The following is a 12,531-nucleotide window of genomic DNA, read 5'->3' as shown; positions in this document are numbered from 1 at the left end:
GCGAGGCGCGGGCATTTTCATTGGAGCGGTGCGAAAGATCAGTTGCGGACGGTCATGCAGGAGATATCGGCGCGCTTCAGGGTGCGGCAGACGGCTTCGGCCTGGTCTCGGTCGAGCCCGGCGAAGCGGGCGCGGTAGAGCTTGCGATTGTCTTTCGCGACGACCGGCTCGGTGAACGGGTCGGCCTTGCTGAGCAGGCCGCGGGCCGAGCTGCGTGCGGCGTCGATGCGCTGCTGGGCTTCGTTCTCGCTCTCGAGCGCGCCGACCTGGACGATCCAGCCGCTGTGGGTGACGACCGGCTTCGTGGTGGCGCTCATCTGGATCGGCTGCAGCGCCGGGTCGGCTGACGCGAGCTTCGGAGCAGCCGGGGCGGGCGCAGCGGCGGTTGCGGCCGGCAATACGCCGAGGATGCCGTTGCCGGTGCCGAAGCCCGCCGGCTGCCGCGGCAGCTCGGCACGGGCGATCTCGGCCTTCGGCGCTTCCGGTTGGCTGACGATCTCGTGCTTGTTGATGAGGTCTGCCCGGGCGACGACGGCGCCGGAGGTTTCGGCGATGTCGGAGCGAGCCGCAATCGTGCTCGTGACCTGCGGTGCGATCTGAGCCGGGGCGGCCGAGGCGACCTTCACGGCGCCGGCCTTGACCTGGACGGTCTTGACCCGGACCGGCTTCATCGGCTCGGACGAGCCGGGGATGATCGAGAGCGGCTGGCTCGAGATCACGCCATTGGTGAGCGGCGCAGGCTCGATCTTGGATTCAGTCGGCCGAACTTCAGGCTTGTTGGCTTCAGATCTGGGCTGAGCCGGCGGCACCGCGGCGGTCGCAGCCGCAAGCGTCGCCAGGCGCGCGGCGAGACGCGACGGGGCTGCTTCGGGAGCAGGGGCAGCCTGGACCTGCGGAGCGGAGCGGGCCGGGGTGTCCGACGCATCGGCAACCTCGGCAGCGGCGTCGGAGCCGTTGCGCTCGGTGACCGCCGCGACGGTGTGGGTGGTCGCGGCCTTATCGAGGTTCTCCGCGAGCAGGTTGCGCATGATGGCGTCGCGCGAGCCGCCGCTGCGGCCGCCCAGCACCACGCCGATCAGGTGGCGGTTGCCGCGGCGCATCGAGGTCACGAGATTGAAGCCGGAGGCGCGGGTGTAGCCGGTCTTGATGCCGTCCACGCCCTCGACATTACCGAGCAGATGATTGTGGTTCCGGATCGACTGTCCGCGCCAGTTGAACGTCGAGGTCGCGAAATAGCGATAGTAGCGCGGGAAGCGCTCCTGGATGGCGCGGCCGAGCGTGGCCTGGTCGCGCGCGGTCGTGACCTGCTCGTCGTTGGGAAGGCCGTTGGCGTTGCGGTAAACCGTCCTCGACATGCCGAGCGAACGCGCCTTGCGCGTCATCATCTGGGCGAAGTCGTCCTCGTCGCCGCCAATGGCTTCCGCGATCACAACGGCTGCGTCGTTGGCGGAGCGGGTGACGAGACCCTTGATCGCGTCCTCGACGCGAATGGTCTGGCCGGCACGCAGGTTCAGCTTGGTCGGATCCTGATCGGCGGCGTGCTGCGACACCGGCATCTCGGTGTCGAGCTTCATCTTCCCTGACTCGAGGCGCTCGAACAGCAGATAGAGCGTCATGATCTTGGTCAGCGAGGCCGGATGGCGGATCCCGTCGGGACTCGTCGCCTGAAGCACGGAGCCGGAATTGCCGTCGACGATGATCGACGCGAATTTCGGGCTGGAACTCTCGGACACATCGCGCTGCACGCGGTGGTGCGCAGTGTGACGCCGGTGGCGCCGCGCCTCGGCAGCATCTGTGGTGAAGATGACTGCAGTGGTGACCGCAAGAAGCCCAAAAACGCCAACCCGCGCCAAGCGCGAGGAAGACAAGTTTTTACGAAGCATGAAACCCCGTCCCCGTTTCTGACTTGATCACCGGCTCGTGAGGCGAAATTGTGCCCAATGGACCCGGGATCATTACCTGCTCAGGCCGGCCCTCCGCAGGTGTTCGCCGCGGGGGACGTTGGGCCTGAGCCGCTGTTCTGGCTAAGGTGATGTTCTCCAACGGCTTTTGGCCGCTTGTAGAAGTTGAACATGTCCAGGGAATCAAGGTAGGGCGCCGCGGTTTCCAAAAGCTTAAGGAACCATTGCGGGAAACCCCGGGAATCGTGGCGAATTTTGCACGTAATTTGTGCGACGCACAAAATTCTTGACTTTTTTGTGCGTTGCACTAATTGTGAGCAGAGTCAGGGAGCCGGGGCTTCCCGACAAGAGCTAGGGAAAAGGATTCCGAATGTTCAAGGTTGAAGACTTTCAAGGCTACGGGAAAGAGCACTTCGAGCAGTACGTCGCCTCCGCGACCTCGATGCAGCACGGCCTTCAGGCGATCGCCAGCGCCTACGGCGACTACACCAAGAAGTCGTTCGAAGACACCAAGTCCTTCGTCGAGAAGCTTTCCGGCGTGAAGTCGCTGGACAAGGCGATGGAAGCGCAGACCGATTTCGCCCGTTCCGCCTACGAGACCTTCGTCGCGGAATCGCAGAAGATCGCCGGCCTCTACAGCGACCTCGCCAAGCAGGCGTTCAAGCCGGTCGAGACCATCGTGTCGAAGTTCACTCCGGCCACGAACTAACGTTTCCCGGACGTCCTGGAATCAAAGGCCCGGCTGAAGCAGCCGGGCTTTTTTTTGTTTGTCTCGAAGTGCTAGGTCTCAGCGCGCCACGCGCAGCTTCGACAGCGTGCCGGTGTCCTTGAACACCGAGACGTCTGATCTGCCTTCGTTACTCGATAGAACTTGTCGGTGCCGCTCGCGCAATATTGCAGCGCGCTGGAGGTCGGGTCGCTGTCGGTGTTCACCTGCACCGTATGGATCGTGATGTTCGCCGCCTTGGCGTTATCGCACAGCTTCTTCTGCCGCGCGTCGATCTGCGAGGCGTGACGATCCCCGGAAATCTGTGCCTTTGCCCCTTTTCGCGTCACGCCATTGAGGGTCAATGGGTCCGTAGAAAACCGGAGATATCCCGCGCGAAACCGCCGCAGCCGCGTGACCGGCCGGGTTCCTGGTCAACATCTTCTAAACGGGCGGGGCGGAAGGTTTTGTCAAATCAGTCCGGATTGACTAACCTTGGCGAGGATCGCCCGACCCGGGAATCGGGACCGCCATGGCCGCCTCGGCCGAGCTGTCGCACGCTTGCGGCGAGCCGGGGTCAGGCCCATATTCGGTGAAGCCGATCTGGCTTGGACCGGACCGGTTGGAAGCGGCGATCCAACAAGGCGGTGCGCCTGTGCGAACTCCGAAGGCCGGGGCTGCGCGGCGAACCGCCATACGCTTCCGTGGGGAATTTGAACGCCTGAGCCATGCCGCAACTGTCTTCCAGACCAGACCTGTCCGCGGCCGCCGCCGCCCACGCTCCCCTGATGAGCAACGACGAGAACCGTTCCGGCGGTCCCTCTGCGCCAAACACGTCCGTCATCACCAAGGTCAAGCCGAAGACCAAGCGGCCGAACCTGTACCGTGTGCTGATCCTGAACGACGATTACACGCCGATGGAATTCGTCGTTCATGTGCTGGAGAAATTCTTCCAGAAGGACGCCGAGGCCGCAACCAAGATCATGCTGCACGTTCATCATCACGGGATCGGGGAGTGCGGCGTGTTCACCTACGAGATCGCCGAGACCAAGGTGACGCAGGTGATGGATTTCGCTCGCAAGCACCAGCATCCCCTGCAATGCGTGATGGAAAAGAAGTAAAACACCACACGTTACGGCACGTTTGAAGCCGGTGCTTGGGCATGTCGCAGTGATTGCCGCGTGATGTCTGCGCGTGATGTTCGTTGCAGACGGCAAAACTACGGAATTTCGGACCGGTGCCGATCGTGCCCCAATCGGAACGGGTTTTGCATCGAAAAGTACCGCAGCTGTGCAGCCGCCTGAGTCGCGGAACCGGTCTTTCGCCGCGATCTTGTATAACTATATGTGACAAAGGTTGTTGTTGCCTGACCGGGCGATGACGATCATGATGGTGGGGGCCATAGAGGACGCGAATGCCGACTTTTTCCCAAAGCCTTGAACAATCCCTGCATCGTGCACTGGCGATCGCAAACGAGCGTCATCACCAATACGCGACGCTCGAGCATCTTTTGCTCTCCCTGATCGACGACTCCGATGCAGCCGCCGTCATGCGCGCCTGTAGCGTCGACCTCGACAAGCTCCGTACGAGCCTCGTCAATTATCTTGAGACCGAATTCGAGAACCTGGTGACGGACGGCGCCGACGACGCCAAGCCGACCGCAGGTTTCCAGCGCGTGATCCAGCGCGCGGTGATCCACGTGCAGTCGTCCGGTCGCGAAGAGGTGACCGGCGCCAACGTGCTGATCGCGATCTTTGCCGAGCGCGAGAGCCATGCCGCGTATTTCCTGCAGGAGCAGGACATGACGCGCTACGACGCCGTCAACTATATCAGCCACGGTATCGCCAAGCGGCCGGGTGTCTCCGAGGCGCGGCCGGTCCGCGGTGTCGACGAGGAGACGGAGACCAAGGGCAGCGAGGACGCCAAGAAGAAGGGCGAGGCGCTCGAGACCTATTGCGTCAATCTCAACAAGAAGGCGCGCGACGGCAAGATCGATCCGGTGATCGGACGCAATTCCGAGATCAACCGTGCGATCCAGGTGCTGTGCCGCCGGCAGAAGAACAATCCGCTGTTCGTGGGCGAAGCGGGGGTCGGCAAGACCGCGATTGCGGAGGGCCTGGCCAAGCGCATCGTCGACAGTGAGGTGCCGGAGGTCCTGGCGGCTGCGACCGTGTTCTCGCTCGACATGGGCACGCTGCTCGCCGGCACGCGCTATCGCGGCGACTTCGAGGAACGTTTGAAGCAGGTGCTGAAGGAGCTCGAGGCGCATCCCAACGCCATCCTGTTCATCGATGAGATCCACACCGTGATCGGTGCGGGCGCGACGTCGGGCGGGGCGATGGATGCCTCGAACTTGCTCAAGCCCGCGCTCGCTTCCGGCACCATCCGCTGCATGGGCTCGACCACCTACAAGGAATACCGCCAGCACTTCGAGAAGGACCGCGCGCTGGTGCGGCGCTTCCAGAAGATCGACGTCAACGAGCCGACGGTCGAGGACGCGATCGCAATCCTCAAGGGCCTCAAGCCGTATTTCGAAGACTACCACCGGCTGAAATACACCAATGAGGCGATCGAGGCTGCAGTGCAGCTCTCTTCGCGCTACATCCACGACCGCAAGCTGCCGGATAAGGCGATCGACGTGATCGACGAATCCGGCGCAGCGCAGATGCTGGTCGCCGAGAACAAGCGCAAGAAGACCATCGGCATCAAGGAGATCGAGACCACGATCGCCTCGATGGCGCGGATCCCGCCGAAGAGCGTGTCGAAGGACGATGCCGAGGTGCTCAAGCATCTCGAGCAGACCCTGAAGCGTACCGTGTTCGGTCAGGACAAGGCGATCGAGTCGCTCGCCGCTTCGATCAAGCTGGCGCGAGCCGGCCTGCGCGAGCCGGAGAAGCCGATCGGCTGCTATCTGTTCTCGGGTCCGACCGGCGTTGGCAAGACCGAGGTCGCAAAGCAGCTTGCGGCGTCGCTCGGCGTCGAGCTGTTGCGCTTCGACATGTCCGAATACATGGAGCGGCACACCGTGTCGCGTCTGATCGGCGCGCCTCCCGGCTATGTCGGCTTCGATCAGGGCGGCCTGCTCACTGACGGCGTCGATCAGCATCCGCATTGCGTGGTGCTGCTCGACGAGATCGAGAAGGCGCATCCCGATCTCTACAACGTTCTGCTCCAGATCATGGATCACGGCCGGCTCACCGACCACAACGGCAAGCAGGTCAACTTCCGCAACGTGATCCTGATCATGACCACGAATGCGGGCGCGTCCGATCTCGCCAAGCAGGCGTTCGGCTTCACGCGTTCGAAGCGGGAAGGCGACGACCACGAGGCGATCAACCGGCAGTTCGCGCCGGAATTCCGCAACCGTCTCGATGCCGTCGTGTCGTTCGGCCATCTCAGCGTCGAGGTGATCGGTACGGTGGTCGAGAAGTTCGTGCTTCAGCTCGAAGCGCAACTCGGCGATCGCGACGTCACTATCGAGCTGTCGGAACCCGCCAAGACCTGGCTGGTGAAGCATGGTTACGACGAGCAGATGGGCGCACGTCCCATGGCTCGTGTGATCCAGGAGCACATCAAGAAGCCGCTGGCCGACGAGGTGCTGTTCGGCAAGCTCAAGGGTGGCGGCCATGTCCGCGTCGTTCTGGTCAAGGACGAGGCCGACGAGACCAAGGACAAGATCGGCTTCGAGTTCGTCGAGGGTCCGGTCACGCCGAAGCAGGAGAAGCTCCCGGGTGCCCGCAAGCGCCCGCCGGGCAAGTCTAAGCCCGGTGGCCCCGGCGGCTCGAAGGGGCCGACCAAGAGCCCGCTGGTCAAGGTTTGATCTGCACGCGAAGAATTGAGAAGGCCGGCTGAGAAGCCGGCCTTTCTTATGGGCAGTCAAATATAAGCAAGAAGATCCGGTATGACCAACACGCCTTCTGCAGACTCGTCGTCAGCTTCCTCGATCCCCGCCGACGATCCCGGCCGCGCCCTGACGGTCGCCGATCCCGACGGCGCTGACGTGCCGCATATCTCTGTGGCCGGCGGCACCTACACGGTCCTGGTGTCGGGCGCGCAGACCGCAGGACGCTATTGCCTGGTCGACATGCTGGTGCCCGCCGGCGGCGGGCCCCCGCCGCATCGCCACGACTTCGAGGAAATGTTCACGCTGCTCGAAGGCGAACTTGAATTCACCTTTCGCGGTAAGTCCCATACCGTAAGTGCGGGGGCGACGGTCAACGTTCCGGCCAACGCGCCGCACGCGTTCAAGAATGTGTCCGGCAAGACGGCCCGTATGCTCTGCATGTGCACGCCAGCGGGACAGGACGAATTCTTCCTGGCGGTTGGCTTTCCCGTCGAAAGCCGCACATCGCCACCGCCGAAGCCGACCCCGGAAGAAATGGCTGAGAAGGGTAGGCTGATCGCAGCACTGCTGCCGAAATATCGCACCGAGATGGTGAAGATGTGAGGCGCGGCGGACGCAGCCGAAATCGGCCTTCCCAAATGGTCACGCGCTATTCGCCGCGCAGGCGCTGGTCGTCTTGCACGCGAACATGCTCGGCGCCGCGCGCGCCCGCGGGCGACAGCCGCAACATGCTCAGCGCCGCGCCGCAGAGCGCGAAGCCGACGCCGGTCAGCAACGCGATCCTGGTTCCCTCGATCGGATAGCGGCCGAGGAACAGCGCGACCAGCGCTGCGCCGGTGGTCTGCCCAAGCAGCCGCGCCGTCCCGAGCATGCCGCTGGCACCGCCGGCACGCTCGCGCGGGGCGGCCGCGATCATGGTGCGGTTGTTCGGGGTCTGGAACAGGCCGAAGCCGGCGCCGGCCAGCGCCATCCGCCAGATCACGTCGAGCGGCGTCGGCGCCGCCGGCAGCAAGGCGAGCGCAGCGAGGCCGCAGGCGAACAGCGTGAGCCCGATGCCGCCGAGCAGGCCGGCCGGATAATGCTCGACCAGGCGACCGGCGAGGGGTGCTGCGAACGCCACCGCGATCGGCCACGGCGTGATCAAGAGACCCATATGCACCGCCGAATAGCCGAAGCGGCTCTGGAGGTAGAAGGGGATCGCAACGAAGGCCAGCATCTGCCCGCAGAACGAGGCGATCGAGGTCGCAATCGACAGGGCGAACACCGGAATGCGCAACAGGTCGATCGGCAGCAGCGGCGAGGCCATGTGGGTCTCGCGGTAGATCAGCAGCGCGCCGGCGACGAGCGCTACGGCGAACTGCACGAGGCAGGTGATCGCCGCTTCGCCATGACCGACGCTATCGACGGCCGCGATGCCGACGCCGAAAGTGATCGCGGACAGTCCCGCGCTCTGCCAGTCGAAGGAATGGCTCGCAGGCCTGGTGTGCGGCAGGCTGCGCAGGCCCAGTACCAATGTCACCGCGCCGAGCGGGACGTTGATGGCGAACAGCCAGGGCCAGCTGCCGAATGCCAGGATGCCGGCGGCGAGCGTCGGGCCGACCGCGGCCGAGAAGGCGACGACGAGAGCGTTGAGTCCGATGCCGCGGGCGAGCTGGCTGCGGGGGTAGGTGAAGCGCACCAGCGCTGCGTTGACGCTCATAATGCCGGCCGCGCCGAACCCCTGCACGATGCGGGCAATCGTGAGGAGCGGCAGCGTATGCGCCAGCGCGCAGAATGCGGAGGCAAGCGTGAACAGCACCAGGCCGACCAGATAGACGCGGCGATAGCCGACGATCTCGCCGAGCGAAGCCAGCGGCAGCAGCGAGATCGTGATCGCGAGCTGGTAGCCGTTGACGATCCAGATCGAGAACGCCGGGCTGGCGTTGAGGTCGGCCGCGATCGTCGGCAGCGCGACATTGGCGATGGCACTGTCGACCACTGCCATGATGATGCCGAGCGCAATGGTCAGGACCGCCTGGCTGCGCTGCGGCTGCGGCAGGCCGTCGGCGTGCTCCATTTGGGCTGGCGACATGATGGCGGCGTGCTTGATTCGAGCCGTGGTTCGTCTCCGGACTAGAAAATTGCGAGATGCATCGCAACCCGGCAGGATACGGGCGGTTCCTGCGCCGGGCGCGGGTCTCCCGGCACCGCGGGCATGGGTCGGCGCGGCCCTCGCGGCTCACCAGCGCGAGGTCGACTTCCCGAACACATAGAGCGCGACGAGCCCAACCGTCACCGCGGTCGAGACGATCAGGATGGTCCGATCCCGATCGATCCCGCTTCGCTCGGCGCGCTTGAGATTGAGAGCGGTGAACAGGGCCTTCATGGCAAATCGGCGCATCGGGCTGCCTCGCGGGTGCGCACGATGCCACCGTCGGCGCGGACCGGCTTGATGCAGCTCAAGCCGGCCCTGCGCCGCGCGCCCGGTCGCTAAACCGGCGGCGGATTGCGGTCACTAAAGGCCGTGCGCTGGTGCCAGTAAGGATAGGGCAGCGTCACCTTGCTCGCCGCATCGAGCTTTGCGATCTGGTCCTGGGTCAATGACCAGCCGACTGCGCCGAGATTTTCGCGCAGCTGCGTCTCGTTGCGCGCGCCGATGATCAGCGTCGAGACGGTCGGACGCTGCAGCAGCCAGTTCAGCGCGATCTGCGAGACGCTCTTGCCGGTTTCCTTGGCGACCTCGTCGATCGCATCGACGACGCGATAGACGTGCTCGTCCGGCACGGGCGGGCCGAACTCGGCCGTCTTGGGCAAGCGGCTTACGTCAGGCTTTGGCTGGCCGCGGCGGATCTTTCCGGTGAGGCGTCCCCATCCGAGCGGCGACCAGACCACTGCGCCGAGGCCCTGGTCGAGGCCGAGCGGCATCAGCTCCCATTCGTAGTCGCGTCCGATCAGTGAGTAATAGGTCTGGTTGGCGACGTAGCGCGGGAAGCCATGTTTGTCGGCAACGCCGAGCGATTTCATCAGGTGCCAGCCCGAAAAGTTCGACACGCCGACATAGCGGATCTTGCCGGCGCGCACGAGCACGTCGAGAGTCGCGAGCACCTCTTCAGGCGGGGTGAAGGCGTCGAAGCCGTGGAGCTGGAACAGGTCGATATAATCGGTACCGAGTCGGCTCAGCGAAGCATCGATGGCCGCGAGCAGATGCTGCCGCGACGACCCGATGTCGTTGGGGCCGTCGCCGAAGCGGAACGTCGCCTTGGTCGAGACCAAAACCTTGTCGCGGCGGCCCTTGATGGCCTCGCCGAGAACGCGCTCGGACTCGCCGAGCGAATAGACGTTCGCGGTGTCGAACATCGACACGCCGGCATCGAGGCAGATGTCCAGAAGGCGCCGCGCTTCGGTCGCGTCAGTGGTGCCCCATGCAGCGAGACGGCCAACGCCGCCGAAGGTACCGCTCCCAAGACTCAAGGCGGGCACCATGAGGCCCGAGCGGCCCAAGCGTCGGTATTCCATCGATATGTTCCTCGGCTGGCCGCTGATTGATCCCCGCGGTCTCTGTGCCGGATGGTAGAGCAAGCACGCGCCGTGTCCTATTGCGTGCTCACATAGCGGCTCTGCTGGGGCCGCACGCGTTACGCCACGATTGTCCCCTTCAAATTCGCAGCCGTGATCTTCGCGCGCAGCCAGGCTTCGAACGCGTCGACATGGCCGCGGCCTTTGGCCTCGGCGGACCGCACGAGATAATAAGACACGGTCTCGACCTCGAATTGGGGCTGACGGAACGGCGCGACTAGGGTGCCCTTTTCCAGCTCGTCGGCGGCGAGGATCTCGCTCTCCAGGACGACGCCGAGACCTTCGACAGCGGCGTCGATGGCCATGGTGGATCGATCGAACCACAATTCGTGGTGTGCCTTGATCGTCGTGCCGACGACCTTTCGCAGATAGTCGGTCCAGGTCAGCGCGTTCGACGAATGAATCAACGTGGCGCGGGCAAGATCGCCGGGCTCGTGAAGTCCGAGTTGCTCGATCAGAAGCGGGCTACAGAGCGGACGCAGACGCTCAGCCAGGAGCGGCTCGATCTGCCGGTCGTTGAGGACGGGCGGGCGTCCATAGGCGATGGCGAGATCGAAGCGAATGGTATCGAGGTCACGCAAGTCGGCGATAGTTGACAGCCTGATCCCGATCTCCGGATGCTCGCCGATGAAATTCCCGATCCGCGGTTGAAGCCATTTTGCGGCAAAGCTCGGGCCGCTCGCGATGAACAGATGATTGCGCTGCGACTGCGGCGCGACCAGCCGCGTCGCGCCCATGATCATTCCGAATGCGCGCTCGATCTCGGCGGCATAGACGCGGCCGGAATTGGTGAGCACCGCGCGGCCGGCGTGCCGCGAAAAAACACGGACGCCGAGGAAATCCTCCAACTTCTGGATGTGGTGGCTGATCGCGGAGGGCGTAACCCCGAGCTCCTCTGCGGCGCGGCTGAAGCTGCCGTGGCGCGAAGCGGCTTCGAATGCCGATAGCGCCTTGAGCGGCGGCATTCGAAGCCGCGGTGTTGACTCCGCCTCATCGGCTGCTGAGTTTTTTGAACTGGCGCCCATCATGTCTGCCCGGTACGAATTCATCCGTTGCTCAGGCAATTCTTGTACCGCAAACGCCCTGAAGCAACAGCTTCGTGCCCCAAAAGATTGACCCGACAACGGCGAGTGCATCGCCACACCGCACGGCTGTGCGGCGGATGCCGCTTGCCCGAGGAGAACCCATGACTTCAGCGCTGAAACAGGCCGCCGACGAATTCCTCGTCCGCTATGGCGGAGACGTGTTTCCGAACCTCTTCACCTCCGCGAAGGGGACGGTCGTGACCGACAGCGATGGGCGCGATTATCTCGATTTCACCTCGGGCCAGATGTGCGCCACCATCGGCCACAACCATCCGGCTATCGTCGCGGCGGTGGAGAGTGCAGGGAAGAAGGCCTTCCATCTCTTCAGCGGGATGATCCCCGAAGTGGTCGCCGAGCTCGCCCAAGTGCTGGCGAGGGATTGGCTGCCCGGGGATCTCAAACGCTCGATCTTCATCAATACCGGTTCGGAAGCAACGGAAGTCGCGCTCCGGATGGCCAAGATGTACACCGGCGGCTACGAGGTGCTCGTTCTCGGCGGCTCGTGGCACGGCATCACCGGCGGTGCCGCATCGGTCTCGATGGCAAGCGACCGCAAGGGATATGGCGTGCCGCCGCCCGGCGTGTTCGTCATCCCGGAGCCGAACGCCTTCCGGCCCTACATCGCAAAGGGCAGCGAGGACGAGTCTGCGCTCGCCAATCTCGAACTCGCCCTGAAGATGTTCGACATGCAGTCGAGCGGGAGGGGTGCTGCGATCATCGCGGAGCCCGTGATCAGCGCCGGCGGCGTGCTGGTGCCGCCGAAGGCGTTCATGGAGGCCCTGCGAAAGGCGGCTGATGAACGCGGCATGCTGCTGATCTTCGACGAGGCCCAGACTGCTTTCGGGCGTATCGGCAAGAAGACGGGATCCGAATATTTCGGGGTCGTTCCGGATATCATGACCATGTCGAAGACGCTCGGCGGTGGGCTTCCGCTTGCGGCGGTGTCGACCACCGAGGCGATCGAGAGCAAGCTCCACGAGGATCACTTTACTTATTACACCAGCCACGTCTCCGATCCCTTGCTTGCCGAGGTCGGGCTCGCGGTGCTGCGCGTGATCACTGAGGAGAAACTTGTCGCACGCGCCAACGAGATGGGTGCCTACCTGCGAGGCCGGTTCGAAGGGCTCCAGCAGAAATACGAGCAGATCGGCGACATCAGGGGCATGGGCCTTCTGCTTGGCGTCGAGCTGGTCAGTGATCGCAACAGCCGACGCCCAGCCCACCAGCTTGGCGGCCTCACCACGAAGAAGTGCTTCGAGTACGGACTGAGCATGAACATCCGCCGCCGCCCCGAGCGCGGATCGGTGTGGCGTATCGCGCCGCCGTTGACCGTCTCGACCGAGGAGATCGATCGCGCCGTTGAGATCCTTGATCGGGCTTTGAGAGAAAGTCTCGACGAGCTGTCGCGAAATCCCACTGCTTAGCAACTGGTTGGAGGCT

Annotated in this window: 11 protein-coding genes; 6 read left to right on the top strand and 5 right to left on the bottom strand. The window is 64.1% G+C overall.

All coding sequences use genetic code 11. The features are described 5' to 3' along the window. Window positions 1-38 precede the first annotated feature (38 nt). Complete coding sequence (locus GWG67_RS04600) at window positions 39-1,883, bottom strand: D-alanyl-D-alanine carboxypeptidase (protein ID WP_275167962.1); 1,845 nt, start codon at window positions 1,881-1,883, stop codon at window positions 39-41. 388 nt (window positions 1,884-2,271) lie between these two features. Between GWG67_RS04600 and GWG67_RS04595 the strand changes: the two genes are divergently transcribed. From GWG67_RS04595 to GWG67_RS04575, 5 genes are all read left to right on the top strand, one after another. Next, window positions 2,272-2,610 (top strand): phasin family protein, encoded by a 339-nt coding sequence (locus GWG67_RS04595; protein ID WP_275167961.1) that lies wholly within the window; start codon window positions 2,272-2,274, stop codon window positions 2,608-2,610. A 162-nt stretch (window positions 2,611-2,772) separates the two neighbouring features. Beyond that, window positions 2,773-2,916, top strand: a complete 144-nt coding sequence (locus GWG67_RS04590; protein ID WP_275167960.1) for a hypothetical protein — start codon at window positions 2,773-2,775, stop codon at window positions 2,914-2,916. Between the two features lie 479 nt (window positions 2,917-3,395). After that, entirely contained in the window at window positions 3,396-3,728 is a 333-nt protein-coding gene (gene clpS / locus GWG67_RS04585; RefSeq protein ID WP_018455182.1) for an ATP-dependent Clp protease adapter ClpS, read from the top strand. A 293-nt stretch (window positions 3,729-4,021) separates the two neighbouring features. Next, window positions 4,022-6,427, top strand: coding sequence for an ATP-dependent Clp protease ATP-binding subunit ClpA (clpA, locus tag GWG67_RS04580; RefSeq protein ID WP_275167959.1), 2,406 nt, complete (start codon window positions 4,022-4,024; stop codon window positions 6,425-6,427). A gap of 81 nt (window positions 6,428-6,508) precedes the next feature. Further along, window positions 6,509-7,054 (top strand): cupin domain-containing protein, encoded by a 546-nt coding sequence (locus GWG67_RS04575; RefSeq protein WP_275167958.1) that lies wholly within the window; start codon window positions 6,509-6,511, stop codon window positions 7,052-7,054. Window positions 7,055-7,100: 46 nt separating this feature from the next. Here the strand turns inward: GWG67_RS04575 and GWG67_RS04570 are convergent, their stop codons facing one another. From GWG67_RS04570 to GWG67_RS04555, 4 genes are all read right to left on the bottom strand, one after another. Continuing rightward, window positions 7,101-8,522, bottom strand: coding sequence for an MFS transporter (locus GWG67_RS04570; protein ID WP_275167957.1), 1,422 nt, complete (start codon window positions 8,520-8,522; stop codon window positions 7,101-7,103). Window positions 8,523-8,669: 147 nt separating this feature from the next. Continuing rightward, the gene (locus GWG67_RS04565; protein ID WP_275167956.1) at window positions 8,670-8,831 is read right to left on the bottom strand and encodes a hypothetical protein; all 162 of its coding nucleotides are present in this window, start codon (window positions 8,829-8,831) and stop codon (window positions 8,670-8,672) included. Window positions 8,832-8,920: 89 nt separating this feature from the next. Beyond that, window positions 8,921-9,946, bottom strand: coding sequence for an aldo/keto reductase (locus GWG67_RS04560; RefSeq protein WP_275167955.1), 1,026 nt, complete (start codon window positions 9,944-9,946; stop codon window positions 8,921-8,923). Between the two features lie 119 nt (window positions 9,947-10,065). Beyond that, entirely contained in the window at window positions 10,066-10,971 is a 906-nt protein-coding gene (locus tag GWG67_RS04555; RefSeq protein WP_275167954.1) for a LysR substrate-binding domain-containing protein, read from the bottom strand. Between the two features lie 221 nt (window positions 10,972-11,192). On the opposite strand from GWG67_RS04555, the gene GWG67_RS04550 reads away from it, so the two are divergent. Beyond that, window positions 11,193-12,515 carry an aspartate aminotransferase family protein gene (locus GWG67_RS04550; protein WP_275167953.1) on the top strand — a complete coding sequence of 441 codons (1,323 nt, stop codon included), beginning with the start codon at window positions 11,193-11,195 and terminating at the stop codon, window positions 12,513-12,515. Window positions 12,516-12,531: the final 16 nt, after the last annotated feature.

Origin of the sequence: Bradyrhizobium sp. CSS354 (assembly GCF_029051725.1) — a bacterium.
Classification (GTDB): Bacteria; Pseudomonadota; Alphaproteobacteria; order Rhizobiales; family Xanthobacteraceae; genus Bradyrhizobium.
Note: the sequence above shows the minus strand (reverse complement) of the source record. Positions and strands in the feature narration are given on the sequence as shown.